Source organism: Cupriavidus sp. MPR-AND1C, from assembly GCF_058809705.1.
Genome location: NZ_JBXASU010000001.1, coordinates 58,437 through 84,251 on the forward strand (window position 1 = coordinate 58,437; position 25,815 = coordinate 84,251).

Genomic DNA, 25,815 nt, shown 5'->3' on the forward strand with positions numbered 1-25,815 from the left:
TCTGGCGCCGCCGTGGCTTCCCCGGCCGCCACCCCCGCCCCGCAAGCCACGGAACCCGCCCGGCGCGGCGGTGCCTGGCGCATGGTGGCCGCCATGGGCCTGTCGGGCACCATCGGCTGGTTCGTGGTGACCAGCGGGCAGTCGCCGCTCGACGTCGTGTTTTTCCGCTGCATCTTCGGCGGCGCCGCGCTGCTGGGCACGCTCGCCCTGCGGCGCGGCTGGCAGCCCATGCGCGCCCGCGACTGGGGCTGGCTGGCGCTGGGCGGCGTTACGCTGATCCTCAACTGGCTGGCCTTGTTCTCCGCCTATTCGTACAGTGGCATTTCGGTGGCCACGGTCGTTTATCACACCCAGCCCTTCTTCCTGCTGCTGCTGGCTGCGCTGTTCCAGCGCGAGGCCATCGCGCCCGGGCGGCTTGCCTGGCTGGTGCTGGCCTTTGGCGGCGTGATGCTGATCACAGGGCTGGAGCACGGCGGTGCCACCGGCGGCATGCTGGCCGGGGTCGGGCTGGCGATGCTGGCGGCGTTGCTGTACGCCATCACCACCATGGCCACGCGCCGCCTCAAGGGGGTTCCGGCGGGGCAGATCGCGGGCCTGCAGATGGCGATGGGGGTGGTCATGCTGTTCCCTCTGGCGCATCCAGCGGTCGAGACGTTCGGCGGGCGGACCTGGGGGGCATTGCTGGCGCTAGGCCTCGTGCATACCGGCGTGATGTACACGCTGCTGTATGGCGCCTTCCAGCGCCTCAACGTGCTGTCGATCGCCACGCTCTCGTTTGTCTATCCGCTGGTGGCCATCGTGATTGATGTGCTGGTGTTCGGGGTGGTGCTCACGCCGCCGCAGCTCGCTGGCATGGCGCTGATCCTGTTGGCGGTGATCGGCAACCAGCTTGGCTGGAATCCGCTGCGGCAGGCGCGGGCGGGGGGGCTGACCCGGCGACGGATTGGAGGGGGGCGCCCGGTTGACGCGGTGCCAGCGCCCGTCTGCCGTTTGCAGTATTATCGAACGATCGTACTTTTTTGGCCCCCGACATGTCCGCCACGCCAGCCAGCCAGACCATCCATTCCTTCGACCACGCGATCGCGCTGGAGCCGGCGGGAGGCAATCTTTTCCACGGCCGCACCACGCCGGCCTACTGGAACATGATCGGCCCCTTCGGTGGCATTACGGCGGCCACCTTGCTGCAAGCGGTGCTGCAACATCCCGAGCGGCTGGGCGATCCGTCCGCGCTGACCGTCAACTTTGCCGGCCCGATCGTCGAAGGGCCGTTCGTGATCGAAGCGCGTCCGGTGCGCACCAACCGCAACACCCAGCACTGGACCATCGAACTGCGCCAGGGCGATGAAGTGGCGACCACGGCTACCGCCTTCTTCGCCGTGCGCCGCGAGACCTGGAATTGCGGCGAGGCCGTGTTCCCGCAGGTGCCGCCGGCAAGCGATGTCGCCCCGATGGCCGGTTTCGCACCGGTGCGCTGGCTGGACGCGTATGAGTTGCGGCCGGTGCGCGGCGCCAAGCCGAATGTCGAGGCCGGCACCGAGAACCCGGACAGCGTGACCCAGTTCTGGCTGCGCGATGCGCCCGCGCGCACGCCGGACTTCGCCGCCATGGCGGCATGGTGCGACACCTTCTACCCGCGCATCTTCCTCAAGCGCGCCGGCTTCGTGCCGGCCGGCACGGTGTCGCTGACCACGTATTTCCATGCCGACGCCCCGACCCTGGCAGCGCTGGGCAACAGCCATGTGCTGGGCAGCGCCCAGGCGCAGGTGTTCCGCCAGGGCTTCTTCGACCAGAGCGCGCAGATCTGGAGCCCGCAGGGAGAACTGCTCGCGACCTCGCACCAGATCGTCTACTACAAGCAGTAAGAGGCCATTTCCAAAAGATGCTGGCGTCGTTGCCCGGCCTTGGCCGATCCGCTTGTACTGTCTGCGGCCGCGCGCCTGGCCAGAACCGCTTCGCTTCATTTTGAAACAGTCAGCCTCTAGCGAGCAGGCATTCGCGCTGCTGGGCGCCGGGGGAGGCTAGGCCGCGGCGCGGGCCCGGGCTTCGTAGCGATGCACGGTGTTGCGCATCGCCCATAGCAGCACTACGCCGGGCACGGCCACCACCACGGTGCTCAGGTAAAAGGCCGACCAGCCGAAGGCCTCCACCAGGTAGCCTGAGCTGGGGCCGACATAGACGCGCCCGACCGAGGCCAGCGCCGAGAGCAGCGCGTACTGGGTGGCCGAGAACGAGCGGTTGCACAGCGTCATCAGCAGCGCCACGAAAGCCGCCGTGCCCATGCCGCCACAGAGGTTCTCCACCGCGATGGTGGCGCCCATGGTCCACAGGTGCGGCGGCGTCACCGCCAGGATCCAGTAGCCGAGGTTGGACACCCCCTGCAAGATGCCGAACAGCATCAGCGAGCGGTACAGGCCAAGGCGCACCATCAGCGTGCCGCCGAACAGCGCGCCCACAATGGTGGCGGCCAGCCCTAGCGTCTTGTTGACCAAGCCGACTTCACCGGCCGAAAAGCCCACGCCGCGGATCAGGAAGGTGGTGGACAGGCTGCCGGCAAACGCATCGCCCAGTTTGTAGAGCACGATCAGCAGCAGCAGCCACCAGGCGCCCGGGCGCGAGAAGAAGTCGCGCAGCGGGCCCAGGATGGCTTCCTCCATGGAGCGCGGCGTGCGCGCCGGAGACTCTGCCTCGGGCGCCCACAGCAGGCTGACGATGCCGATGCCCATCAACCCCGCCATCAGCAGGTACATCTGCTGCCAGCCCAGCACGCGGTCGGCCAGCCACAGCGCCAGCCCGCCCGACACCAGCATTGCCAGCCGGTAGCCCAGCACCTTGACCGCCGCTCCCACGCCACGCTCTGGCGCGCGCAGCACGTCGGTGCTGTAGGCGTCGAACACGATGTCCTGCGAGGCAGACAGGAAGGCCACCAGCGTGGCCAGCGCCGCCAGCGTCCACAGCGCCTCGTGCGGCGGGCAGAAGGCCATGCCCGCGATGCCCAGCACCAGCCCGATCTGGGTCACCAGCAGCCAGCCGCGGCGCCGGCCCAGCAGCGGCGGCGTATAGCGATCCATCAGCGGGGCCCACAGGAACTTGAAGATATAGGCCTGGCCCACCAGCGAGAAGAAGCCGATGGTCTTGATATCCAGCCCTTCCACCGTCATCCAGGCCTGCAATGTGCCGGAGGTGAGCGCCAGCGGCAGCCCGGACGCGAAGCCCAGCGTGAGCATGGCGCCGATGCGGCGATTGCGGAAAATGTCGAGATAGGCTTGAAAGGTCATGAATCAGGATGGCAGGCGGGCAATCGGGGCAATCGGGGCAATCAGGCTTGGCAAGGCGCCGTGTATTATTGCATTACCGTCAGCGCCGCCCCGATGCGCGGGATGTGCCGGGCCTGGACCGTGTCCTGGCCGCATCAACCCTTGCTTACCCTGCTTGCCGAAAACCGCATCCAAGGAATCGTTCATGTCCGATCGCCAGCGTTGTCAGTACCGCCACCGGCGGGCCGGGATTGCGTTGCCACGTCGACTGGCCGCGCTGGCGCTGGCGGCCGGCGCAGCGTTGAGCATGAGCGCAGTCGAGGTCCAGGCCCAGGCCCAGCCGCAGGAAGCTGAAGATGGCATCCGCGTGCAACGCGGCGGCGCGTCCATCCGCCAGATCGTGCCGGTCGAGGTCATCGAGCAGCAGGCTTCGCAGGAGTACGAGCAACTCAAGGAAGAGGCGCAAGCCAAGAAGACACTGGTCGGCGACAACAACCCGCAACTGGTGCGCCTGCGCGCCATCGCCAAGCGCATCCTGCCGCAGACCCCGCGCTGGAACGAGCGCGCTAAGCAATGGAAGTGGGAAGTCAACCTGATCAACTCCAAGCAGGTCAATGCGTTCTGCATGCCCGGCGGCAAGATTGCCTTCTACTCCGGCCTGCTCGACCAGCTCAAGCTGACCGATGAGGAAGTCGCCATGGTGATGGGGCACGAAATCGCCCATGCGCTGCAGGAGCATGCGCGCGAGCGGGCAGCCCAGTCCGAGATCACCAACCTGGGCGCCAACGTGATCTCGCAACTGTTCGGCTTCGGCAATCTCGGCAATATGGCCCTGGGCACCGGCGCGCAGTTGCTCACGCTGCGTTTTTCGCGCTCGGACGAGACCGAAGCCGACCTGGTCGGCATGGACATCGCCGCGCGTGCCGGCTACGACCCGCGCGCCGCCGTGTCGCTGTGGCAAAAGATGGGGGCGGTCTCGCAATCTTCGGCGCAGTCGGGCTCGGAGTTCCTCTCCACCCATCCATCGGGCCGCACCCGCATCGCCGAGCTGGAGAAGCACCTGCCCGAGGTGTTGCCGCTCTACGCGCGCGCGATCGATTCCAGCGTTGGTAAGCTGCCGCCCTATCGGACCAATATGGCCAACCTGAGCGGCGCGCCGGTCGACAGCGGAGATGACGACCGTCAAAAGCCACTAAAAAAGTAAAGACATCCGAGAGGCTCTCTTCATGGCAGATCCTGTACGATAAATACATCGAACCGGGGCAATGAGGAGAAGACCATGAAGCGTTGGATGCGATTCAGTCTGATGGCCGGCGCGTTGCTGGCGGGCGGCAGCGCGCAGGCGGCCGACCAGCTGCTGAGCATGCCGATCGACAAGGCGCTGGCGACACCGGGGGCCAAGGAGCGCGTGGACCCGTCGATCAGGCTGCTGTTCGGTTTCAACAAGCTGCCGGGCGCGCAGGACGGCCAGTCTTTCAAGACCGTCAAGCGCATGCGCCGGCCTATCGACAACAGCCGCTCCACCGGCGGCCCGCCGCCGCCCGCTGACGACGAGTTGTGCGCCACCCTCTTTGTGCAGGCGGTGCAGGAGTTGCAGCAGCGCGCGACCAAGGAAGGCGGCAGCGCCGTGGTCGATATCCGCAGCAACTGGAAGGACGACGAGACCGCCAGCGACAGCACCTACGTCTGCGCCAAGGGCAGCGCCTACCTTGGCGTTGCGCTCAAGGGCGTCGTGGTCAAGGCCGGGATCTGACCAACGGGATTTCCCGCAGCGAAAAAAAGCCGGCGAAACCAACGCCGGCTTTTTTTTCATTCGTGCGGCTGGTGCTGCCGCACTAGCGCTTAAGCGCTTAAGCGTGTCAGGCGCTCAGGCCAGTCGCTTCATCCGCGCCGACATGCACGTTCATGCATTGCACCGCAGCGCCGGCGGCGCCCTTGCCCAGGTTGTCCAGGCGGGCCATCAGCACGATGCGCTCGGCCGAGCCGAACACGAACAGGTCCACGCGGTTGGTGTCGTTGCTGGCCTGCACGTCGAAGAAGCCGCCGTCCAGGTTGGCCTCGTCGCCCACCGGCATCACGCGCACGAACTGCTCGCCTTCGTAGTGCTTGCGGTACAGATCGGCGATCTGTTCCGGCGTCACCTTGCGCGCCAGGCGATCCGGGTACACCGGCACCGTCACGGCCAGGCCCTTGAGGAAGTTGCCGACGATCGGGTTGAAGATCGGCGCCTGCGCCAGGCCGGCCTGTACGCGCATCTCGGGCAGGTGCTTGTGCGCGAGGCCCAGCGAGTAGGGGCGCGGGCTGTCCAGCTTCGGGTTACCGCCGGCTTCGAACTCGGCAATCATCTGCTTGCCGCCGCCGCTGTAGCCGGTCAGCGAGAACGCCGAAACCGGATAGTCGGCCTGCATCACGCCGGCTTCCACCAGCGGGCGCACCGCCATCAGGAAGGCGCTGGCGTGGCAGCCCGGCACCGCGATGCGCTTGCTCGTGCGGATCTTCTCGCGCTGGCCGCGCGTGAGTTCCGGCAGGCCGTAGGCCCAGCTGTCGGTGGTGCGGAACGCCGTGCTGGCGTCGATCACGCAGGTATCGGGATTGGTCACCAGCGCCACGGCCTCGCGGGAGGCAACGTCGGGCAGGCACAGGAAAGCGACGTCGGCAGCATTCAGAAAGCGTGCTCGTTCAGCCGGGTCCTTGCGCTTGTCATCGGCGATACGAAGCAGTTCCACATCGGAACGGCCGGAGAGATAGTCGAGCAACCGGAGGCCGGTGGTGCCTTCCTGACCATCTACGAACACTTTGAAAACCATGGCGGACTCACTCGGAAATACGAAGGGTCCCATGCCGGAATCGGATGGGAACCCGCATTGTAACTAGGTTGGGGGACGTCGCAGGCTGCATGCCGCAGTGCATCGCAAATTCCCTTGTTAGTTGTAACCTAGTAGGTTAAATTCGATGGAGAAACATACGCCTCACTGCAAGCTCTCGGTGATCAGGACCTTGGCCATCGAAGGGCGGGTTTGCCTGACCAGCTCCGCTGCCGTGCACAGTCGCAAGCTCGGATTCGGCAGTGCCGACGTGATCGCCGTCATTGCTTCGCTGACTTCGGCCGACTTTTACAAGAGCATGACGACCTACGCGGATCACAAGGTATGGCAGGACGTTTACCGGCCGATTACCGCCGCCGGTGCACTGTATCTGAAACTGACGGTCACCGATGCGGTGCTGGTCGTGTCATTCAAGGAGCTGGAACCATGAAATGTCCAGAATGCGGGGGTGCGGAACTGGTGCAGGACACGCGCGACGTGCCTTATACGTACAAGGGCGAAACTGTCATCATTTCCGCGGTCTCGGGCGGCTTTTGTCCGGCGTGCGGGGAAATCGTGCTGGACCCGAATCAAGCGGACCGGTACGGCGAAGCGGCGGTGGCTTTCCAAAAGCAGGTCAATGCAGCCATCGTCGATCCCGCCTTCATCGTGGCCGTGCGCAAGAAGCTGAGCCTGGACCAGCGCGAGGCCGCCGAGATATTCGGCGGCGGCGTCAATGCCTTCTCGCGCTACGAAACCGGCAAGACCAAGCCGCCGCTGGCGCTGGTCAAGCTGCTCAAGGTGTTGGAGCGGCATCCGGAGCTGCTTGAAGAGGTGCGCTAGGCGTAGCCGGTGCGCCCTCGGCCGTACTCGTTACAGCGGGAAGTCGTAGTCGATCGACAGCGGCGCGTGATCGCTGAATTTCTCGTCCTTGTAGATCGAGGTGGCGCGCGCGGTCTCGGCGATCCTTGCCGTGGCCAGGTGGTAATCGATGCGCCACCCGACGTTCTTCGCATAGGCCTGGCCGCGGTTGCTCCACCAGGTGTACTGCTCGGGGCGCGGGTCCAGCTTGCGGAACACGTCCACATAGCCGTGCACGTCGAACAGCTCGCCGATCCAGCTGCGCTCTTCCGGCAGGAAGCCCGAGTTCTTCAGGTTGCCCTTCCAGTTCTTGATGTCGATTTCCTTGTGGGCGATGTTGACGTCGCCGCACAGCACGATCTCGCGCCCGCTGGCCTTGAGCTGCAGCAGATGGGGCAGGAAGGCTTCCATGAAGCGGAACTTCGCCTGCTGGCGTTCTTCCCCGCTGGAGCCGGAGGGCACATAGACCGAGATCACGGCGAGATGCGGATACTGCACCTCGACATAGCGGCCTTCGTTATCGAACTCGTCGATGCCGAAACCGGTGATCACGCGCTCCGGCTTGTGGCGCGTGTAAAGGCCGACACCGCTATAGCCTTTTTTCTCCGCATAATGGAAGTAGCCGTGGTAGCCGTGTGGCGCCAGGAACGCTTCCGTCATGTCGGCAGCCTGCGCCTTGAGCTCCTGGACGCAGACCATGTCGGCGTCCTGCTTGCCCATCCATTCGAAAAAGCCTTTCTTGGCCGCGGAGCGGATGCCGTTGAGGTTGGCGCTGATAATCCGTAACATCTCGGGAAATTTTGAAATCAGAGAGAAAAGATGACGCAGCAGACGACGCCGCAGCCCGGCGCTGGCGACCTGAGCCAGACCTTCATCCGCTTCGCGCTCGACGCTGGCGTACTGTCCTTCGGCGAATTCGTGACCAAAGCGGGCCGCAAGTCGCCGTACTTCTTCAATGCAGGCCTGTTCAACCAGGGTGCGATGCTGGGCCAGGTGGCGCAATTCTATGCGAAAACCCTGCTGGCATCCGGATTGGAGTTCGACGTGCTGTTCGGGCCGGCCTACAAAGGCATCACGCTGGCGTCCGCCACCGCGGTGGCGCTGGCCGGGCTCGGACGTGACGTCGGCTTCGCCTACAACCGCAAGGAAGCCAAGGACCACGGCGAGGGCGGCACGCTGGTGGGCGCCAAGCTGCAAGGCAAGGTCGTGATCATCGACGACGTAATCTCGGCCGGCACCTCGGTGCGCGAATCGATGGCGATGATCCGCGCGGCTGGCGCGGAGCCGGCCGCGGTGCTGATCGCGCTCGACCGCATGGAAAAGAGTGGCACCGCCGATCAGGTCGGGACGCATTCTGCAGTGCAGGATGTGCAGCGCGAATATGGCGTGCCGGTGATCTCCATTGCCAGCCTGAAGGACCTGCTGGCTTACCTGGACGCATCGCAGGATCCCGCGCTGGGCGGCTCGCGCGAGGCAGTGGCTGCCTATCGGCAGCGCTACGGCGTATAGTCTGGAACCTGTTGCCTGCTGCTTGCCATTGTTTGTCGCAATGCAGCAAACAACAGGGAACCGCGCAGGAGAATCGCCGGTCTGACTGATCTCGCTGGCCGCCCCCCGGATACCCGGGGACGCCAGCGATTCGCCTTGCCGCCCGGCAAGGCGGCGCAGCATCTCTTCAGGAGGTTGGCTGGCGATGGACATCAAGACGATCCGCGAGCGGGCATTCGCCATGCCGCTTACCAATCCGGCCTATCCGATGGGGCCATACCGCTTCATCCATCGCGAATTCTTCGTCATCTCCTACCGTACCGATCCCGAGCTGTTGCGCGCGGTGGTGCCGGAACCCCTGGAGATCGCCGACGCGGTGGTCAACTACGAATTCATCCGCATGCCAGACTCCACCGGGTTTGGCGATTACACCGAATCGGGCCAGGTGATTCCCGTCACCTACCAGGGCAAGCCCGGCAACTACACCCACGCCATGTACCTCGACGACCATCCGCCACTGGCGGGCGGGCGCGAGCTATGGGGCTTTCCGAAGAAGCTGGCCAGCCCCACACTGGCGGTCCACACCGATACGCTGGTCGGTACGCTCGACTATGGCCCGGTGCGCGTCGCCACCGGCACCATGGGCTACAAGCACCGCGAGCTCGACAAGGACGCGCTGGGCCTGGCGCTTGCGAGCACGCCAAACTACCTGCTCAAGATCATTCCGCACGTGGACGGTTCCGCGCGCATCTGCGAGCTGGTCTGCTACTTCCTGAAAGACGTGCGGATGAAAGGCGCGTGGACCGGGCCGGCGGCGCTGTCGCTGTCGCCCCATGCGCTCGCGCCGGTGGCTGGCCTTCCGGTGCTGGAAGTTCTCGGCGCCAAGCACTACGTTGCCGACCTCACGCTAGGGCTGGGCGAGGTGGTGTTCGACTACCTGGCCTGAGCGGCCAGGCATCCAACGGTTTCCATCGGTCCCGGCCCATCCGGCCGGCCCGGCTAACCTGAATCATCCAGACAGGAGAAACGTCCATGAAGCTCCAAGGAAAATCCGCCATCGTGACCGGCGCCGCCAGCGGCATCGGCCGCGCCATTGCTGAACTGCTGGCCAAGGAAGGCGCGGCGGTCGCCATCGCCGACCTGAATCTCGAGGCTGCGCAGAAAGCCGCCGCCGATATCGAAGCTGCCGGTGGGCGCGCCATCGCCGTGGCGATGGACGTGACCAACGAGGACGCGGTCAACAGCGCTACCGAGGAGGTGGCCAAGGCGTTTGGCGGCATCGACATCCTGATCTCCAACGCCGGCATCCAGATCGTCAACCCGATCCAGAACTACGCCTTCTCCGACTGGAAGAAGATGCAGGCCATCCACGTCGATGGCGCTTTCCTCACCACCAAGGCCGCACTCCAGCATATGTACAAGGACAAGCGCGGCGGCACCGTGATCTACATGGGTTCGGTGCACTCGCACGAGGCCTCGCCACTGAAGTCCGCATACGTTGCGGCCAAGCATGCGCTGCTTGGCCTGGCGCGCGTGCTGGCCAAGGAAGGGGCAGAGTACAACGTGCGCTCGCACGTGATCTGTCCGGGTTTCGTGCGCACGCCGCTGGTCGACAAGCAGATTCCGGAACAAGCCAGGGAGCTTGGCATCAGCGAAGAAGAGGTGATTCGCCGCGTCATGCTGGGTGGCACCGTGGACGGCGTCTTCACCACCGTGGACGACGTGGCGCAGACCGCGCTGTTCCTGTGCGCTTTCCCGTCGGCGGCGCTGACCGGGCAGTCCTTTATCGTGAGCCACGGCTGGTACATGCAGTAAGCGGCAAGAAAAGTGCCCGGCCGGCATGACCGCATGCAAGGTCGGAATGCAAAGTCATCAAGGAGGGGTTCGTGGCAGGTGGACGTCGGCAGAAGCTGGAAAAAGTGACACAGGAACTTACCGTGGCACAGAGAAAGGGCACGCCGAAGCAGGCTGTAAAAGGCGCTGTGGCGGCCGTGGTAGCGAACCCGGCGGCGCCCACGCCAGAACGCGAGGCGCCAAAGCCCGAAGCGTTACGAGAGCCGGAGCCCAACCTCCTGCCTCCCGGCGGCTGCGCGCCGCCGGACCTCGCGCCCGAGGGCGCCGGCCGCACGCGGCCGGTTCACCATGAGTACACGGTCAGGGCTTTGGTGCTGCAGGGCGGTGGCGCGCTCGGCTCGTATCAGGCGGGCGTGTACCAGGGGCTGGCGGAGGCGGGCATCCAGCCTAACTGGGTGGCCGGGATTTCAATCGGCGCGCTGAATGCAGCCGTGATCGCGGGCAATGCGCCTGAGCGCAGGGTCGAGCAGTTGCGTGCATTCTGGGACTACATCTGCCAGCAGCCCTGGCTGCCCAGCCTGCTGCCTTACGAGGTGGCCGCACAGGGCGCTGCGCACTGGCCCGATCCGCTGCGCATCTGGTTCGACGGCATCGAGGCCGCGCGCGCCATCTTCGAGGGACAGCGGGGCTTCTTCCAGCCTCGTGCGTGGCCCAGCCTGGTGGAGCGCCAGTGCGGCCCCGCCAATGCCAGCTATTACGATACAAGCCCGCTCAAGGACACGCTGGAGCGCTTTGCCGATTTTGACCGCATCAACTCGCAACATGACGAGATGCGCGTGTCGGTGGGCGCCGTGAATGTGCGGACCGGCAATTTCGCTTATTTCGACAACACGCGACGCAAGCTGCGCGCCGAGCATTTCATGGCCTCCGGCGCTTTGCCGCCCGGCTTTCCCGCGGTGGAGATCGATGGCGAGTTCTATTGGGATGGCGGCCTGGTGTCCAACACGCCGCTGTCGGAAGTGCTGACAGCCCAGCCCCGGCGCGACGCGCTGATCTTCCAGGTGGACCTGTGGAGCGCGCGGGGCAAGCTGCCGCACAACCTGCTGGATGTGGCCGAGCGGCAGAAAGACATCCAGTACTCCAGCCGTACGCGCACCATCACGGACTACATGAGCGAGCAGCAGAACTACCGGCGCATGCTGAGCGAGGTGATGGCGCTGGTGCCGCAGGCGCAGCGTGACAATGACTGGTACCGCAAGGCGGCGGAGTATGCATGCGATGCGCGCCGCAACGTGATCCAGCTGATCTATCGCGACAAGACCTTTGAAGGCAACGCCAAGGATTATCAGTTTGGCTTGCTGACGATGAACGAGCACTGGACCAGCGGGCTGGACGACATCCGGGAAACGCTGAAGCATCCTGAGTGGCTGGCCATGCCGACGCACGAGAAGCCGTTTGTCACGCACGACATCCATCGCGGCAACGGGCATGCCTGACCCAAGGCGAGGGGGCCGGCCTGGCCTGGTCCCTTCGCGCCGCCCTTGTGCCTCAGGCCACCTTCAGCTTCGCCAGGGCCGGCTTTCCCGGCGGATACGCCGGCTTCAACTTCTCGAAGACCGCCATCAGGATCTCCGCCACCATCAGGTTCCGGTGCGTCTTCGAATTCGCGGGCACGACATACCACGGTGCTTCCGGCGTGCTGGTCGCGGCAATGGCGGCCGTATAGGCGGTCTCGTAGTTTTTCCAGTACTGCCGCTCTTCCAGATCCTTCGGGTCGAACTTCCACTGCTTCTGCGGATCCGCCAGCCGCGCTTCCAGCCGGGCCTTCTGCTCGTCCTTGGAAATATGCAGGAAGCACTTGACGATGGTGGTGCCGGTTTCCAGCAGCATCGTCTCGAAGGCCCGTAGCTGCTTGTAGCGGCGCTCGCATTCGGCTTCGTCGATCCACTCGTGCACTCGCGTGATCAGCACGTCTTCGTAGTGGCTGCGGTTGAAGACCACGATCTCGCCGGCGCGCGGCACCTGGGCATGGATGCGCCACAGGTAGTCGTGCGCGAGTTCCTCGGCGGTGGGGGATTTGAAGCTGACGACGCGGATGCCGAGCGGGTCGAAGCTGCGAAAGACGCCGCGCACGGTGCCATCCTTGCCGCTCGTGTCCATGCCTTGCAGCACGATCAGCAGCTTGCGCTGGTGCTCGGCATAGAAGATGTCCTGCTGCGCGTCGAGCTGGGCGCTCAATTCGGTGAGGCGGGCCTGGTCGGCGACCTTGTCGCCGCTGGAGAACGGCTTGGCGTCGGGATTGAAGTCGGCCAGGCTGAAGTTCTTGCCCGAGGTGATGCGGAAATCGGCGAGCGGCATTGGCACTCCATGGAGGGTGCGGCCGTGGCTGGCCGCAAGCCGCTATGGTCAGGCAGGCAGCCGGTCCAGGTCAATGCTGCCTTCGAACACCGTGGTGGCAGGGCCGGTCATGCGTACCGACTCGCCTTCGCCGTCCCAGGCAATCGTCAGGTCGCCGCCATGGGTGTGCACCAGCACCGGCGAGTCCAGCAGGCCGCGGCGAATGCCGGCGACGACCGCCGCGCATGCGCCCGTGCCGCAGGCCAGGGTCTCGCCAGCCCCGCGCTCGAACACGCGCAGGCGGATCGTGTGGCGCTCCACCACCTGCATGAAACCGGCGTTGACGCGGTTGGGGAAGCTCGCGTGGTGCTCGATGATGGGGCCGTCCTGCAGCACCGGGAACGCCTCGGTGTTGTCCACCACCTGCACCGCGTGGGGGTTGCCCATCGACACTGCCGAAATCCACCCGGTGCGGCCGTTCACTTCCAGTCCGTACAGCGTATCGCGGCCTTCGGCCTTGGCCGGCAGGCCTTCGGGGCGGAACGGCACGCGGGCGGGTTCGAGTTCCGGCGCGCCCATGTCGACAGTGACCTGGCCGTCGTCCTGCAGCGTCAAGGTGATCACGCCGTTCATCACCTGCACGCGTACCGAGCGCTTGTCGGTCAGGCCGTGGTCGGTGACGAAGCGCACGAAGCAGCGCGCGCCATTGCCGCAGTGCTCCACTTCGCCGCCGTCGGCGTTGAAGATGCGGTAGCGGAAGTCGACGTCGTCACGGGTGGGTTTCTCGACCACCAGGATCTGGTCGGCGCCCACGCCGAAATGCCGGCTGGCGAGCGCGCGCCACTGCGCCGGGGTCAGGTTCAGGGTCTGGTGGATGCCGTCAAGCACGACGAAGTCGTTGCCGGCGCCGTGCATCTTGGTGAACTGGAGTTTCATAGTGCGATTGTAGTCGGGCCGTCCGGCGCTTGCTGGCGGCGTGTCGAGGGTGGCGCGGGCGGCATGTTTGCGTGGCGACGCCGCCGCCGCGCCCACGTGGTCAGTAGTTTTCGCGCTCGCCGCCGGGGCGGTGCTTGAAGCGCTTGTGCACCCAGTAATACTCAGTCACGCGGGGGCGGATGCAATCTTCGAAGAAGGCATTCATGCGCCGGGTGTCCTCGGTCACGCTGTCGCCGGGATAGTTTTCCCAAGCCGGCAGGATGCGCAGCACGTAGCCTTGGTAGTCGGGCAGCATCTCGGTGTAGATCGGCACAACCTTGGCCCCGGTCAGCCGCGCCAGGCGTGATACCGAGGTCAGGGTCAGTGCCTCCACGCCAAAGAACGGGATGTACTCCGAGTCGCGCTCGCCAAAGTCCATGTCGGCGATCAACTGCAGGGCCTCGCCCTTGCGCAGGCAGCGGATGATGTCGCGCGCGCTGTCGTTGCGCGCAATCATCTTGGCGCCAAAGCGGCCGCGCGCGTGCTTGAGGAATCCGTCGAACAGGTCGTTCTTCTGCCTGGTATAGAGCGATGCGCCGGAGCGTTTGACGTGCTCGCGCAGGTGGATGGTGAGGCGGATCGCGCCCGCTTCGACGCCCGAGAGATGCAGCGTGACGAGGATGTGGGGCGTGCCGTCCAGCGCCACCAGGTCGGCCTGATCGTCGATCCGGACCCAGCGGCGCATCTGCGCCTCGCTGCCGGTCCAGAAGATGCCGCGCTCGGCAAAGCTGCGAAAGACGGTGCGAAAGGTCTGCCGCGAGAGCGTTTCGATCTCGGCGTCGGTTCGCTCGGGAAAGCACAGGCGCAGGTTGGTCTGCACCACGCGGCGCCGGCTGCTGGGAATGAGGTAGAGCAAGCTGCCCAGGCCCTCGCCGAAGCGTGCCACGAGCGGATAGGGAAGCTTGCCGAGCACGGTCAAGAGGCCGATGCCAAGCCAGGTAAAGATACGGCTCATCGTTGGTCGTTGGAGAGAGAGGCGGGTGCCGGCGCGGGCACCTCCAGGGGGTTGCGCGAGGCGTCGGCCGCCGGGGCGCGAGGTGGCTCCGCGGGCGGCAACTGCGCGCCGCCTGGGTGCTTGTAGCGGTTGTAGCCCCACAGGTACTGCGTCGGGCATGCCTTCACCAGCTTCTCGACGGCTGCGTTGATCACCGCGACGGCTTCAGCCTGGTCGTCAGGCAGCGGGTCCTTGATGACCTGCATATGGCCGAGGAAGCCGGCGCCACGCGGCAGGCGTTCGGCGAAGATCACCGCGATGGGCGCGCCCGTGAGTTGCTGCAGGCGCTGCACCAGCGTCATGGTGTAAGCCGGCTTGCCAAAGAACGGCGCCCAGGCGCCTTCGCCGCCGGTCGGGACCTGGTCGGGCAGGATGCCGATGGCCTCGCCTCGCTTGAGTGCCTTGACCAGCATGCGCACGCCGCGCGGCTGCGCCGGCGCCATGGCCAGGTTAGGGCGCGTGCGCATCTTGACGATCCAGTCGCGCAGCCACGCCTGGTGCGGCGGCTTGTACAGCGCCGTGACCGGATGCCGCAGGGCAAATGCCTGCGGAAGCACTTCGAAGCAGCCAAGATGCGGCACCAGGATGATCAGCCCGCGGCCCTGTGCCATCAGCTTGTCGAGTTCCGGCCAGATCCGGTCGGCAAAGCTGTACATGCGCGCGTCGGGATGGCGCCGGCTCCAGAAATAGGGCATTTCCAGGATCATGCGGCCGGTCGAGCGGGCCGCCTGCGCCACCATCGCGTCGCTGGCGTCGGGGTAGGCATGGCGAAGGTTTTCCCTGAGCCGCGTGCCATAACGTCCCGGCAGGCGTGCCGCCAGCAATCCGAGCGCACCGCCGATGGCGTGCAGCCAGGAGAGCGGCAAGCGGGAAATCAGCCAGAACAGAAAGGTCATCGGATTGCGATAGCGGCCCGGCGGGCCGGGTAGGTCATTAATGTTTTGCCGGGCGCTGCCGTTAGTGGGGCAATCAAAATGAATCTGGTGTTGTTACGGGGCCCACCGTACGGCTTGCACTGCCTGCAGGCTCGCGCCAGGCCGGAATCGCGTCGCTTATCGGGTGGCGCGGCCTGGCCGCGACAGCGTCCGGTATTGGCAGGTGTGCCAGATAACCGGGGCGCTGCAGCGTAGCTTGCAGGCGCGTATAATAGCGCGTATCGCCGAGTTAACTGACAACTTGCGGGGCGATACCGTTCTACCGGAACGGCATGAAAATACCGCTAAAGCGTCGCCGCCCGGGCTTAGAGGTTGGCGCGCAATAGCCAAACCTGGAGAAAAGTTCGTGGCAAACGACTTCTTGTTCACTTCGGAATCCGTCTCCGAAGGCCATCCGGATAAGGTCGCCGACCAAATTTCCGATGCTGTCCTCGACGCCATCCTGGCTCAGGACAAGTACGCGCGCGTGGCCGCTGAAACGCTGTGCAACACCGGCCTGGTTGTCCTGGCCGGGGAAATCACCACGACCGCCAACGTCGATTACATCCAAGTCGCGCGCGACACCATCAAGCGCATCGGCTACGACAACACCGAATACGGCATCGACTACAAGGGCTGTGCAGTGCTGGTCGCTTACGACAAGCAATCGCCTGACATCGCCCAGGGCGTGGACCGCGCCTCCGACGACTACCTGAACCAGGGCGCCGGCGACCAGGGCCTGATGTTCGGCTACGCTTGCGATGAAACGCCGGAGCTGATGCCTTTCCCGATCTATTATTCGCACCGCCTGGTCGAGCGCCAGTCGCAACTGCGCCGCGATGGCCGCCTGCCCTGGCTGCGTCCCGACGCCAAGTCGCAGGTGACCGTGCGTTACGTCGACGGCCGTCCGCACAGCGTGGATACCGTGGTGCTGTCGACGCAGCACTCGCCGGATATTACCCAGGCGCAGATCCGCGAAGCCGTGATCGAGGAAATCATCAAGCCGGTGCTGCCGGCCGAGATGCTCAAGGACACCAAGTACCTGGTGAACCCGACCGGGCGCTTCGTCATCGGCGGCCCGCAAGGCGATTGCGGCCTGACCGGGCGCAAGATCATCGTCGACACCTACGGCGGCGCTTCGCCCCACGGTGGCGGTGCTTTCTCGGGCAAGGATCCGTCCAAGGTCGACCGCTCGGCAGCCTATGCTGCCCGCTATGTCGCCAAGAACGTGGTCGCCGCCGGCCTGGCGCGCCAGTGCCAGGTGCAGGTCAGCTACGCCATCGGCGTGGCCCGCCCGATCAATGTGACGGTGTACACCGAAGGCACGGGCAAGATCTCCGACGAGGCGATCGCCGCCCTGGTGCAAGACCACTTCGACCTGCGCCCGAAGGGCATCGTGCAGATGCTCGACCTGCTGCGCCCGATCTACGAAAAGACCGCTGCCTACGGCCACTTCGGCCGCGAAGAGCCGGAATTCTCGTGGGAAGCAACCGACAAGGTCGCGCTGCTGCGCGCTGCAGCCGGCCTGTAAGGCTGCCGCGAACCTCGCATCGGAAAGAGACCGCCTTCGGGCGGTTTTTTTTCGCGCCTGCGGTGGCGTTCCTGGCTTGCCACGGCCTTGTCCTGGATCAAGCGGGGCGAGGCGGGGCGTGGCGCCCCATGGCCGCGAGGGTAGAATCGCGGGATGGCAAGGCGGCCCGGCGAGTGGCGCTTTGTTCGCCTGCCGCGGCGCGCGCATGCGCGCTCAAGACCGCCGGAGCCCGCATACCGAGGATGCCCATGTCACTTGATTCGACCCTTACCCCTTCCACGCCCGCCACTGCCACCGCGGCCGGGGCAGCCGCGCCCGCGTTCAACCTGATCCGGCCCCAGCCCTATACGGAGTGGGCGCCGCAACTCGATGCCGGCACCAAGGCGGGGTTGCGCCGCGAGCTGGAGCAGGGCGCCGTGCTGTTCTTCCCCCAACTGCGCTTCCAGTTCGAGCCCGGCGAGGAGCGTTTCCTGGACAGCCGCTGGTCGGACGGCAAGTCAAAGAACATCAACCTGCGCGCCAACGACCAGGCCGTGCGCGGCGCGACGGGCGGCGAGCAGGACCTGAAAGACCTGTACGTGCTGATTCGCCGCTATGCCGAGTACAGCGAGAAGCTGGTGCTCAGCCTGTTCCCGGAATATGGCCCGCATATGGTGCGCGCCGGCACCTCGTTGCGCCCGAGCGAGATCGCCGGGCGGCCGGTGAGCTGGCGCAAGGACGACACGCGGCTGCATGTGGACGCCTTCCCGTCCAACCCGATGCTGGGCCAGCGGCTGCTGCGCGTGTTCCACAACATTGACCCGCAGGCGCCGCGCGTGTGGCGTGTGGGCGAGCCGTTTGGCGATTTCGCCAAGCGTTTCGTGCCGAAGACCAAGGGCATGTGGCCGGGGCAGGCGCGGGTGATGGAGATGCTGCATATCACCAAGCGCCGGCGCTCGGAGTATGACCACCGGATGCTGCAGCTGCACGATCTTGCAAAGGCCGACCTGGAGTACCAGGCCAATGTGCCGCAGCAGGAGTTTCAGTTCCCGCCCGGGTCGACCTGGATTGTATTCAGCGACCAGGTGCTGCATGCCGCCATGCGGGGCCGGGCCATGATGGAGCAGACCTACTACCTGTCGCCGAAGGCGATTTCAGACCATACGCATTCGCCGGAAGCGGTGTTGGCGCGGATGCTGGGGCGCCCGATGGTGGTGGGCTGAGTCTGGTTTGAGCCGGCGCCTGGCTAGCCGCCGGCTTTCTCCCCGGGCTCAGCGCATCAGCAGCTTGATCATCGTTTCAAAGCGCTTGCCATAGGGTGGCTTCAGCAGCCTGGCGCCATTGATGCCGGATTGGCGAAAGATCGGCTTGAGCTTGGAGAAGGTCTCAAAGCCAGCCTGGCCGTGATATGCACCCATGCCGCTGGGCCCCACGCCGCCGAAGGGGAGGTCTTCCTGGGCGATATGTAGCAGCGTTTCGTTGATGCTGACGCCGCCCGCCACGGTTTGCGCCATGACGTGGTCGATTGTGCGGCCGTCCTTCTCGAACAGGTAGAGCGCCAGCGGGCGTGGGCGGGCGTTGATGTAGTCAATGGCCTCTTCCAGCGTGCGGTAGGTCACCAGCGGCAGCACCGGCCCGAAGATTTCCTCGCGCATCACAGTGGCGTCGGCGGGGACATCCAGCAACAGCACCGGCGCGAGGCGGCGGCGCTCGGGGTCCGATGGCAGCTGTGACAGCGGCACCACGCGCGCCCCGGCGCGCGCGGCATCGCTCACCAGGCCGTCCAGCCGCGCGAAGTGCCTCGGGCTGATGATGGTGGTGTAGTCGGGGTTGCCCGCATGGCCCGGCAGGTCCGGATAGAGGTGGGCGGCGCAGGCGCGCGCGGCTTCGACGAAGGGCTCGCGCAGGGCCTCGGGCAGCAGCACATAGTCCGGCGCGATGCAGGTCTGGCCGGCGTTGAGCAGCTTGCCCACCAGGATGCGTTCGACGGCGCGCTCCAGATCGGCGCCGGGACCGACAATGGCCGGCGATTTGCCGCCCAGTTCCAGCGTGACCGGCGTGAGATTGGCGGCCGCCGCACGCATCACATGGCGGCCGACCTGGGTTGAGCCGGTAAACAGCAGGTGGTCGAAGGGCAGGGCGGAAAAAGCGCTCGCCACTTGCGCGTCGCCATTGATCACCGTGACCTCGTCGGCGGCGAAAGCCTGTTGCGCCAGGCGCGCGAACAGCGCGGCAAAGCGCGGCGTGTACTCGGAGAGTTTGACCATGGCGCGGTTGCCCGCGACCAGCGCGCCCACCAGCGGGCCCACGGTCAGATAGAGTGGGTAGTTCCACGGCACCACGATGCCGATCACGCCCAGCGGCTGCGGCATCAGCCTCGATGTGGCGGGCTTGAACCACAGCCCGGTGCGAACCCGCCGCACCCGCATCCAGCGCTTGCCATGACGCAGTGCATCGTCGATCCCGGCCACGCTGGGAAAGGCCTCGAGCAGCGCGGTTTCCTGGCGGGGGCGGTTGCCGAAATCGGCGCTGATGGCTTGCGAGATCTCGTCCATGTGCCCCGTCACCAGCTTGCGCAGGCGCCGCAGCCGGTCGGCGCGCACCGCCCAGGCCGGGGCCTGATCGCGGCGTGAGGCGGCGCGCATGGCGTCGAACACGGATGCAATCTCGGGCACTTCTCTCATGTCGCGCTCTCCTTGGGGTCGTGCGCTGCCCTTGGCGCGCGCGGCGTTCAGATCCCCGCACCATATGCCAAGCGGCGGCGCCTGACAATGGAGGCCGGCCACTAGCCACGTGCTTCAAACAACCGTATACACCGACCCTCCTTCGCCCTTTCCAGTGCCTCGGCAAAGCCCTACACTGATTTCGCGGCATGCTTTCGGCGTGCCAGCCAGACCGGGTTGACCGGCATGCGCGGCCCTGCCGAAGCGTTCGGCGCAACCCCTGCACACTGACCTCGGACCAGGCGGGGAGACGGATGGAAACCACCTTTGACTATCTCGTGGTTGGCGGCGGTTCGGCGGGGTGTGCCCTGGCCGGGCGGCTGGCCGACAGCGGCAGCGACAGCGTGGCGGTGCTCGAGACCGGCGGCCACGATCACCATGTGCTGGTGTCGACGCCGGCGGGCTGCGCGGCCATGCTGCCGCGTGCCGGCAGCCATAATTACGGCTACCGCACCGTGCCGCAGCCGGGGCTGAACGGGCGTCGTGGCTACCAGCCGCGCGGGCGCGGCCTGGGGGGCAGTTCCTCGCTCAATGCCATGATCTACACGCGGGGCACGCCGGCTGACTACGACCGCTGGGCTTCGGCTGGCTGCGACGGCTGGGCCTGGGACGATGTGCTGCCCTATTTCCGCCGGGCCGAGTGCAATGAGCGCGTGGCCGGGCGCGATGACGATCCCTGGCACGGCGGCAGCGGCCCGCTCCATGTGTCGGACCTGCGCACGCCCAATCCCTTTGGCCAGCGCTTTATCGAGGCGGCCCAGCAGGCCGGCTATCGCCGCAATGACGACTTCAACGGCGTGGACCAGGAGGGCGCTGGCTGGTACCAGGTAACCCAGCATGGCGGCGAGCGCTGGAATGCCGCGCGCGCTTACCTGCACCGCGGCGACGCAGCCGACCACGCCAGCAATGGCGGGCGCGAAAACCTGGCTGTGATGACGGGCGCGCAGGTGCTGCGCATCGCGTTCGAGGGCCGCCACGCGGTGGGGGTGGTGGTGCGGCTGGATGGCCGCGAGACCCTGTTGCGGGCACGCCGCGAGGTGATCGTGTCGGCCGGCGCGTTCGGCTCGCCGCAACTGCTGATGGTGTCGGGCGTCGGCCCGGCCTCGCATCTGCGCGAGCTAGGTATTCCCGTGGTGCACGATCTGCCGGGCGTGGGCGCCAACCTGCAGGACCACCTCGACATCATCGTGCACAAGCGGGTGGCGGCGTCTGAGCTGTTCGGCGTCTCGGTGGGCGGCGCGTTTCGCCTGCTGGCCGAGATACTGCGCTACCGGCGCGAGCGCACCGGCATGCTGACTTCCAACTTCGCCGAGGCAGGCGCCTTCCTGAAGAGCCACGCCGGGCTGGACGAGCCGGACCTGCAGCTGCACTTCGTGGTTGGCATGGCCGACGACCATATGCGCCGCATCCGCCTGGGCCATGGCTATTCGTGCCACGTTTGCGTGCTGCGCCCGAAAAGCCGGGGCGAGGTACGGCTGGCTTCACCCGATATCCGCGAGGCGCCGATGATCGACCCGTGCTTCCTGTCGGACCCGCGGGATCTCGACGGCCTGGTGGCCGGCGTGCGGATCGTGCGCCGAATCCTGGCCCAGCCGCAACTGACGGCGTTCGGCGGCAAGGAGCTGTATTCGGCGCACTTGCCGGCCGATGGCGGCGACGACAGCGCGATCCGCGCGATGATCCGCGCCCACGCGGATACCATCTACCATCCCGTCGGGACGTGCCGCATGGGCATGGACGAATACGCGGTAGTCGATCCGCAACTGCGCGTGCGGGGCGTGGAAGGCTTGCGCGTGGTGGACGCATCGATCATGCCAACGCTGATTGGCGGCAACACCAATGCGCCGGCCATCATGATCGGCGAGCGCGCGCATGACCTGATCCGGCACGGCCCGCGCGTGGTGTTGCGCATGGCGGAGGTCTTGGCCGTGTGAGGGGCGGTGCGAGGGCGTGCCTCCAGCGCGCAAGGGATTCGCGACAGTGCCGGCGGCGCCTGTCGCGCGACGGCCCAGAAAAAAGCGTGACGAGGCGTGCGGCGCGGCCGCGTGCTTCAGGCCGGCCAGGCGCGTGCGACCACCCGTGCCAGCGCGGCATCGCCGCCCTCCAGCGTGCCGAACACGCGGCCGTGCTGGTGCCCGAGCCGGCTGGCCACGAAGCGCTCGGCATCGTCGGCGTCGGCATGGGCGAGCATCAGCGCCGCCTGCGCGGTCAGCACGAGGCCCTGGGCAAAGCGCCGCGCGCCGGCTTCGAGGAGATCCGGCGCGTCGCGCAGCATCGCCTGCAGCGAGGCGAGTGCGGCCCGCACCGCCGGATGGCCGCCGGCGCGCCGGCTGATGTCCTGCAATAGCCGCCCCGCATCCTCGGGATTGCGCTGGAGCGCGCGCAGCACGTCCAGGCACATGATGTTGCCGGAACCCTCCCAGATCGAGTTGACCGGTGCCTCGCGGTACAGCCGCGCCATCGGGCCTTCCTCCACGTAGCCGTTGCCGCCCCACACCTCCATGGCTTCGCCCGTCACCTCGATGGCGCGCTTGCAGACCCAGAACTTGGCCGCTGGCGTGACGATGCGCTTCCAGGCGGCGGCCAGCGGATCGGCATCGGCGCGCTCGAAGGCGTGCGCCAGTTCCATCATGAGCAGGGTCGCGGCCTGGCTTTCCAGCGCCAGGTCGGCCAGCACGTTGCGCATCAGCGGCTGCTCCGCCAGCAGGCGGCCGAACGCCATGCGATGCCGCGCGTGATGGATGGCCTGCACCAGCGCCGCGCGGATGATGGCGGCGCTGCCGATCACGCAATCCAGCCGGGTGTAGGTGGCCATCTCGATAATGGTCGGGATGCCACGGCCCTCCTCGCCGATCAGGATGCCGGTGGCCTCGCGGAATTCCACTTCACTGCTGGCGTTGGAGCGGTTGCCCAGCTTGTCTTTCAGGCGCTGGATCTGCACCGGGTTCTTGCTGCCGTCGTCGCGAAAGCGCGGCACGAAGAAGCACGACAGCGGCCCATCCTGCGCGCCCATGCGCGCCACCACCAGGTGGGCATCGCACATTGGGGCGGAGAAAAACCACTTGTGCCCGGTGATCGCGTACTCCGCGCCGCGGCCCCCGCCGCGCACGGCGCGCGCGACGGTGGTGTTGCTGCGCACATCGGAGCCGCCCTGCTTTTCCGTCATGCCCATGCCGATCATCACGGCATGCTTGTCGCGCCAGGGCAGGTCGCGCGGATCGTGCAGGGTGGCAAACAGCTTCGGCCCAAGTTCCGCGAACAGCGTCGCTTCCTTCTGCAGCACCGGGATGCAGGCGAACGTCATGGTGGGCGGGCACAGGGATCCGGATTCGGCCTGCGCCTGCAGGAAGTAGCCCGCCGCGCGCGCCACCCACGCGCCCTCCCTGGGCTGCGCGAACGGCAGCGCCTGCAACTGCTGGCTGCGCAGCAGCGCCAGCAACGCGTGCCATGCAGGCGGAAACTCCACTTCGTCGATGCGCTCGCCGGTGCGGCTGTGCGTATGCAGCTCGGGCGCGTGGCGATTGGCCTCGGCCGCCCACTGCTGCACATCGGGTTTGCCCAGGCGTGCGCCGAAGATATCGAGCGCACTGGCGTGCCAGCCGCCGCCTAGCCGCTCCAGCGCGGCGCGCAGCGCGGGGTCGCCGGTGAACAGGTTGTAGCCGGTCAGGTCCGGGACCTGGTTGAACACGCGGTGAGTGGCGGCTTCGGTCATGAGGTCTCCTGTGCAGTCTTCTGCGCGCGTTGCGCATGGCCATGTCTGATTGCATGGTAGAGCAAGCGGCGCGCTATGTGCGTGGGCTTGCATCCCTGCCTCGCCACGCGCACGATAAGTCATGGTGCGCCGCAGCGAAACGTGTGCGCGCCACGACCCGGAGGCTGCGCATGCGCCAGCCATACCTTGACGCATGACACTCCAGATTGAAACAGGGGTGGTCAAGCCCCCAGCCTTGTGCTTAAATTCACCCCGTTGGATGAAACAGGGGTGCCGTACGGATGGGCCGTGCGGCTGAGAGAGTCCCTTCGAACCCGATCCGGCTAGTACCGGCGTGGGAAGTTTCATGGTTACCGAACAGCTCCTGCCTTCTCCAAGGCACATGACCCGGCCACACCGCCGCGGCCATGCTCACAGGGCTCCTGGTTTCGTCCATCCCCGCAAGAGAGAGGACGACACCCATGGCCCGCACAAATACCGCCCCCGCCGCATCTTTCGAGTCGCTTGAAACCGATCTCGACAAAAAGTTTGCCTATCCGGCATCCAGCAAGACCTACCTGACCGGCAGCCGCCCCGATATCCGCGTGCCGCTGCGCACGATTCTGCAGACGTCCACGCGCACGGACAAGGGCGAGATGTCCAATCCGCCGATTCCCGTGTATGACACGTCGGGCCCGTACAGCGATCCGGACATCCATATCGACCTGAAGGCAGGCCTGCCCTCGGTTCGCGGCAAGTGGATCGAAGAGCGCGGCGACACCGAAGTGCTGTCCGGCCTGTCGTCGGAATACGGCCTGGCGCGCGCCGCCGATCCGGCCACCGCCCACCTGCGCTTTGCCCAGCTGACCAACCCGCGCCGCGCCAAGGCCGGCGCCAACGTGTCGCAGATGCACTATGCGCGCCGCGGCATCATCACGCCCGAGATGGAATACGTGGCGCTGCGCGAGTCGCTGAACCTGCAAGCGCTGTACGACAAGCCCGAATACAAGGCGTTGCTGCGCCAGCACCCCGGCAATGCGCTGGGTGCCGCGCTGCCGCTGCGCCCGGAAGACATGACGCCGGAATTCGTGCGCCGCGAAATCGCTGCCGGCCGCGCCATCATTCCCGCCAACATCAACCACACCGAGCTGGAGCCGATGGCGATCGGGCGCAATTTCCGCGTCAAGATCAACGGCAACCTGGGCAACTCCGCCGTGACGTCGTCGCTGGCCGAGGAAGTGGAAAAGATGGTGTGGTCGATCCGCTGGGGCGCCGACACCATCATGGACCTGTCCACCGGCAAGCACATCCATGAGACCCGTGAGTGGATCCTGCGCAACTCGCCGGTGCCCATCGGCACGGTGCCCATCTACCAGGCGCTGGACAAGACCGGCGGCATCGCCGAGGACCTGACCTGGGAAATGTTCCGCGACACGCTGGTCGAGCAGGCCGAGCAGGGCGTGGACTACTTCACCATCCACGCCGGCGTGCTGCTGCGCTATGTGCCGATGACCGCGGACCGTGTCACGGGCATCGTCTCGCGCGGTGGTTCGATCATGGCCAAGTGGTGCCTGGCGCATCACAAGGAAAACTTCCTGTACACGCACTTCGACGAGATCTGCGAAATCATGAAGGCGTACGACGTGTCGTTCAGCCTGGGTGATGGCCTGCGTCCGGGTTGTATCGCCGACTCCAACGACGATGCCCAGTTCGGTGAGCTGCGCACGCTCGGCGAGCTGACCGACAAGGCCTGGAAGCACGACGTGCAGGTCATGATCGAAGGCCCGGGCCACGTGCCGCTGCAGCGCATCCAGGCCAATATGGATGAAGAGCTCAAGCACTGCTATGAGGCCCCGTTCTACACGCTCGGACCGCTGGTGACGGATATCGCCCCCGGCTATGACCACATCACCAGCGGCATCGGTGCGGCCAACATCGGCTGGATGGGCACCGCCATGCTGTGCTACGTCACGCCGAAGGAACACCTGGGCTTGCCGGACAAGGAAGACGTGCGCGAAGGCATCATCACCTACAAGATCGCCGCTCACGCGGCCGACCTTGCCAAGGGCTGGCCAGGCGCGCAGCTGCGCGACAACGCATTGTCCAAGGCACGTTTCGAGTTCCGCTGGGAAGACCAGTTCAACCTCGGCCTGGACCCGGAACGCGCGCGTTCGTACCACGACGCCACGCTGCCGGCAGAAGGCGCCAAGATCGCGCATTTCTGCTCGATGTGCGGTCCCAAGTTCTGCTCGATGAAGATCACGCAGGAAGTGCGCGACTACGCCGCCTCGCTCAAGCCCGAAGCCGAGCAAGGCATGCAGGAAAAGTCGATCGAGTTCGTCAAGAGCGGCAGCAAGATCTACTCGTAAGACGTAGGGCCTTGGTGCGGCGCATGCCTGTGCAGCGCCGCACGCGAAGTACCGTGCCCCTTCCCCGAAGGGGCACGCCATGACTTAAAGGAGGCCGGTGG

22 protein-coding genes, 1 pseudogene and 1 riboswitch are annotated in these 25,815 nt (G+C 66.2%); of the genes and pseudogenes, 14 read left to right on the forward strand and 9 right to left on the reverse strand.

Features of this window, described 5'->3' with window-relative positions; genetic code table 11:
* Positions 1-81: 81 nt before the first annotated feature.
* Positions 82-924 (forward strand): annotated as a pseudogene (locus AC1RWI_RS00315) (DMT family transporter); the annotation flags it as partial.
* A gap of 107 nt (positions 925-1,031) precedes the next feature.
* Positions 1,032-1,862 (forward strand): acyl-CoA thioesterase, encoded by an 831-nt coding sequence (locus tag AC1RWI_RS00320; protein ID WP_492373919.1) that lies wholly within the window; start codon positions 1,032-1,034, stop codon positions 1,860-1,862.
* Between the two features lie 156 nt (positions 1,863-2,018).
* Here AC1RWI_RS00320 and AC1RWI_RS00325 read toward each other — a convergent pair whose 3' ends face one another.
* Positions 2,019-3,275, reverse strand: coding sequence for a muropeptide transporter (locus AC1RWI_RS00325; protein ID WP_043343074.1), 1,257 nt, complete (start codon positions 3,273-3,275; stop codon positions 2,019-2,021).
* A gap of 184 nt (positions 3,276-3,459) precedes the next feature.
* On the opposite strand from AC1RWI_RS00325, the gene AC1RWI_RS00330 reads away from it, so the two are divergent.
* Both AC1RWI_RS00330 and AC1RWI_RS00335 read left to right on the forward strand, forming a co-directional pair.
* Positions 3,460-4,458, forward strand: coding sequence for a M48 family metallopeptidase (locus AC1RWI_RS00330; RefSeq protein WP_492863766.1), 999 nt, complete (start codon positions 3,460-3,462; stop codon positions 4,456-4,458).
* Positions 4,459-4,533: 75 nt separating this feature from the next.
* Positions 4,534-5,007 carry an excinuclease ATPase gene (locus tag AC1RWI_RS00335; RefSeq protein ID WP_043343076.1) on the forward strand — a complete coding sequence of 158 codons (474 nt, stop codon included), beginning with the start codon at positions 4,534-4,536 and terminating at the stop codon, positions 5,005-5,007.
* Between the two features lie 106 nt (positions 5,008-5,113).
* Here the strand turns inward: AC1RWI_RS00335 and argC are convergent, their stop codons facing one another.
* A complete protein-coding gene (gene argC, locus AC1RWI_RS00340; RefSeq protein WP_043343082.1) occupies positions 5,114-6,061 on the reverse strand; it encodes an N-acetyl-gamma-glutamyl-phosphate reductase in 948 nt (315 codons plus the stop codon).
* Positions 6,062-6,206: 145 nt separating this feature from the next.
* Here argC and AC1RWI_RS00345 point away from each other — a divergent pair, with 145 nt between their 5' ends.
* Together AC1RWI_RS00345 and AC1RWI_RS00350 are read left to right on the forward strand one after the other, a co-directional pair.
* Positions 6,207-6,509, forward strand: a complete 303-nt coding sequence (locus tag AC1RWI_RS00345; protein WP_492863769.1) for a type II toxin-antitoxin system MqsR family toxin — start codon at positions 6,207-6,209, stop codon at positions 6,507-6,509.
* Positions 6,506-6,901 (forward strand): type II toxin-antitoxin system MqsA family antitoxin, encoded by a 396-nt coding sequence (locus AC1RWI_RS00350; RefSeq protein ID WP_492863771.1) that lies wholly within the window; start codon positions 6,506-6,508, stop codon positions 6,899-6,901. Before AC1RWI_RS00345 ends, AC1RWI_RS00350 begins: the two co-directional genes overlap by 4 nt.
* A 30-nt stretch (positions 6,902-6,931) precedes the next feature.
* Here AC1RWI_RS00350 and AC1RWI_RS00355 read toward each other — a convergent pair whose 3' ends face one another.
* Positions 6,932-7,708 carry an exodeoxyribonuclease III gene (locus AC1RWI_RS00355; protein ID WP_043343086.1) on the reverse strand — a complete coding sequence of 259 codons (777 nt, stop codon included), beginning with the start codon at positions 7,706-7,708 and terminating at the stop codon, positions 6,932-6,934.
* Positions 7,709-7,738: 30 nt separating this feature from the next.
* On the opposite strand from AC1RWI_RS00355, the gene pyrE reads away from it, so the two are divergent.
* From pyrE to AC1RWI_RS00375, 4 genes are all read left to right on the forward strand, one after another.
* The gene (gene pyrE / locus AC1RWI_RS00360) at positions 7,739-8,428 is read left to right on the forward strand and encodes an orotate phosphoribosyltransferase (RefSeq protein WP_006162743.1); all 690 of its coding nucleotides are present in this window, start codon (positions 7,739-7,741) and stop codon (positions 8,426-8,428) included.
* A gap of 184 nt (positions 8,429-8,612) precedes the next feature.
* The gene (locus AC1RWI_RS00365) at positions 8,613-9,353 is read left to right on the forward strand and encodes an acetoacetate decarboxylase (protein ID WP_043343088.1); all 741 of its coding nucleotides are present in this window, start codon (positions 8,613-8,615) and stop codon (positions 9,351-9,353) included.
* An 86-nt stretch (positions 9,354-9,439) separates the two neighbouring features.
* Positions 9,440-10,222, forward strand: coding sequence for a 3-hydroxybutyrate dehydrogenase (locus AC1RWI_RS00370; RefSeq protein ID WP_043343093.1), 783 nt, complete (start codon positions 9,440-9,442; stop codon positions 10,220-10,222).
* Between the two features lie 122 nt (positions 10,223-10,344).
* Positions 10,345-11,697, forward strand: coding sequence for a DUF3734 domain-containing protein (locus tag AC1RWI_RS00375; RefSeq protein ID WP_043343095.1), 1,353 nt, complete (start codon positions 10,345-10,347; stop codon positions 11,695-11,697).
* Positions 11,698-11,749: 52 nt separating this feature from the next.
* On the opposite strand, the gene AC1RWI_RS00380 is transcribed toward AC1RWI_RS00375, so the two are convergent.
* The 4 genes from AC1RWI_RS00380 to AC1RWI_RS00395 form a co-directional block, all read right to left on the reverse strand.
* A complete protein-coding gene (locus tag AC1RWI_RS00380) occupies positions 11,750-12,559 on the reverse strand; it encodes a polyphosphate kinase 2 family protein (protein WP_043343097.1) in 810 nt (269 codons plus the stop codon).
* Between the two features lie 48 nt (positions 12,560-12,607).
* Entirely contained in the window at positions 12,608-13,474 is an 867-nt protein-coding gene (dapF, locus tag AC1RWI_RS00385; RefSeq protein ID WP_043343099.1) for a diaminopimelate epimerase, read from the reverse strand.
* 100 nt (positions 13,475-13,574) lie between these two features.
* Complete coding sequence (locus AC1RWI_RS00390; protein WP_043343101.1) at positions 13,575-14,468, reverse strand: lipid A biosynthesis lauroyl acyltransferase; 894 nt, start codon at positions 14,466-14,468, stop codon at positions 13,575-13,577.
* Entirely contained in the window at positions 14,465-15,403 is a 939-nt protein-coding gene (locus AC1RWI_RS00395; RefSeq protein WP_043343102.1) for a lysophospholipid acyltransferase family protein, read from the reverse strand. The genes AC1RWI_RS00390 and AC1RWI_RS00395 overlap by 4 nt, the downstream gene beginning before the upstream one ends.
* A 385-nt stretch (positions 15,404-15,788) precedes the next feature.
* Between AC1RWI_RS00395 and metK the strand changes: the two genes are divergently transcribed.
* Positions 15,789-16,952: a methionine adenosyltransferase gene (gene metK, locus AC1RWI_RS00400; RefSeq protein ID WP_174426073.1), complete on the forward strand. Its 1,164-nt coding sequence runs from the start codon at positions 15,789-15,791 to the stop codon at positions 16,950-16,952.
* Positions 16,953-17,200: 248 nt separating this feature from the next.
* Entirely contained in the window at positions 17,201-18,154 is a 954-nt protein-coding gene (gene kdoO / locus AC1RWI_RS00405) for a Kdo hydroxylase KdoO (protein ID WP_492863777.1), read from the forward strand.
* A gap of 48 nt (positions 18,155-18,202) precedes the next feature.
* Here the strand turns inward: kdoO and AC1RWI_RS00410 are convergent, their stop codons facing one another.
* A complete protein-coding gene (locus AC1RWI_RS00410; protein ID WP_492863779.1) occupies positions 18,203-19,615 on the reverse strand; it encodes a coniferyl aldehyde dehydrogenase in 1,413 nt (470 codons plus the stop codon).
* A 293-nt stretch (positions 19,616-19,908) separates the two neighbouring features.
* On the opposite strand from AC1RWI_RS00410, the gene AC1RWI_RS00415 reads away from it, so the two are divergent.
* Complete coding sequence (locus tag AC1RWI_RS00415) at positions 19,909-21,588, forward strand: GMC family oxidoreductase (protein WP_492863781.1); 1,680 nt, start codon at positions 19,909-19,911, stop codon at positions 21,586-21,588.
* 116 nt (positions 21,589-21,704) lie between these two features.
* Here the strand turns inward: AC1RWI_RS00415 and AC1RWI_RS00420 are convergent, their stop codons facing one another.
* Complete coding sequence (locus AC1RWI_RS00420; protein WP_492863783.1) at positions 21,705-23,366, reverse strand: acyl-CoA dehydrogenase family protein; 1,662 nt, start codon at positions 23,364-23,366, stop codon at positions 21,705-21,707.
* Positions 23,367-23,622: 256 nt separating this feature from the next.
* Positions 23,623-23,724: riboswitch (TPP riboswitch) on the forward strand.
* A 103-nt stretch (positions 23,725-23,827) separates the two neighbouring features.
* On the opposite strand from AC1RWI_RS00420, the gene thiC reads away from it, so the two are divergent.
* Positions 23,828-25,714 (forward strand): phosphomethylpyrimidine synthase ThiC, encoded by a 1,887-nt coding sequence (gene thiC, locus AC1RWI_RS00425; protein WP_043343119.1) that lies wholly within the window; start codon positions 23,828-23,830, stop codon positions 25,712-25,714.
* Positions 25,715-25,815 lie beyond the last annotated feature (101 nt).

What these genes read in the sequence shown, in the direction of transcription:
- argC (WP_043343082.1), bottom strand. Translation starts at nt 6,061, where the DNA reads ATGGTTTTCAAAGTGTTCGTAGATGGTCAGGAAGGCACCACCGGCCTC.
- pyrE (WP_006162743.1), top strand. Translation starts at nt 7,739, where the DNA reads ATGACGCAGCAGACGACGCCGCAGCCCGGCGCTGGCGACCTGAGCCAG.
- AC1RWI_RS00330 (WP_492863766.1), top strand. Translation starts at nt 3,460, where the DNA reads ATGTCCGATCGCCAGCGTTGTCAGTACCGCCACCGGCGGGCCGGGATT.
- AC1RWI_RS00345 (WP_492863769.1), top strand. Translation starts at nt 6,207, where the DNA reads ATGGAGAAACATACGCCTCACTGCAAGCTCTCGGTGATCAGGACCTTG.
- AC1RWI_RS00320 (WP_492373919.1), top strand. Translation starts at nt 1,032, where the DNA reads ATGTCCGCCACGCCAGCCAGCCAGACCATCCATTCCTTCGACCACGCG.
- AC1RWI_RS00380 (WP_043343097.1), bottom strand. Translation starts at nt 12,559, where the DNA reads ATGCCGCTCGCCGATTTCCGCATCACCTCGGGCAAGAACTTCAGCCTG.
- AC1RWI_RS00365 (WP_043343088.1), top strand. Translation starts at nt 8,613, where the DNA reads ATGGACATCAAGACGATCCGCGAGCGGGCATTCGCCATGCCGCTTACC.
- kdoO (WP_492863777.1), top strand. Translation starts at nt 17,201, where the DNA reads ATGTCACTTGATTCGACCCTTACCCCTTCCACGCCCGCCACTGCCACC.
- AC1RWI_RS00410 (WP_492863779.1), bottom strand. Translation starts at nt 19,615, where the DNA reads ATGAGAGAAGTGCCCGAGATTGCATCCGTGTTCGACGCCATGCGCGCC.
- AC1RWI_RS00390 (WP_043343101.1), bottom strand. Translation starts at nt 14,468, where the DNA reads ATGAGCCGTATCTTTACCTGGCTTGGCATCGGCCTCTTGACCGTGCTC.
- AC1RWI_RS00395 (WP_043343102.1), bottom strand. Translation starts at nt 15,403, where the DNA reads ATGACCTTTCTGTTCTGGCTGATTTCCCGCTTGCCGCTCTCCTGGCTG.
- AC1RWI_RS00325 (WP_043343074.1), bottom strand. Translation starts at nt 3,275, where the DNA reads ATGACCTTTCAAGCCTATCTCGACATTTTCCGCAATCGCCGCATCGGC.
- dapF (WP_043343099.1), bottom strand. Translation starts at nt 13,474, where the DNA reads ATGAAACTCCAGTTCACCAAGATGCACGGCGCCGGCAACGACTTCGTC.
- AC1RWI_RS00415 (WP_492863781.1), top strand. Translation starts at nt 19,909, where the DNA reads ATGGAAACCACCTTTGACTATCTCGTGGTTGGCGGCGGTTCGGCGGGG.
- AC1RWI_RS00350 (WP_492863771.1), top strand. Translation starts at nt 6,506, where the DNA reads ATGAAATGTCCAGAATGCGGGGGTGCGGAACTGGTGCAGGACACGCGC.
- AC1RWI_RS00420 (WP_492863783.1), bottom strand. Translation starts at nt 23,366, where the DNA reads ATGACCGAAGCCGCCACTCACCGCGTGTTCAACCAGGTCCCGGACCTG.
- thiC (WP_043343119.1), top strand. Translation starts at nt 23,828, where the DNA reads ATGGCCCGCACAAATACCGCCCCCGCCGCATCTTTCGAGTCGCTTGAA.
- AC1RWI_RS00355 (WP_043343086.1), bottom strand. Translation starts at nt 7,708, where the DNA reads ATGTTACGGATTATCAGCGCCAACCTCAACGGCATCCGCTCCGCGGCC.
- AC1RWI_RS00335 (WP_043343076.1), top strand. Translation starts at nt 4,534, where the DNA reads ATGAAGCGTTGGATGCGATTCAGTCTGATGGCCGGCGCGTTGCTGGCG.
- AC1RWI_RS00370 (WP_043343093.1), top strand. Translation starts at nt 9,440, where the DNA reads ATGAAGCTCCAAGGAAAATCCGCCATCGTGACCGGCGCCGCCAGCGGC.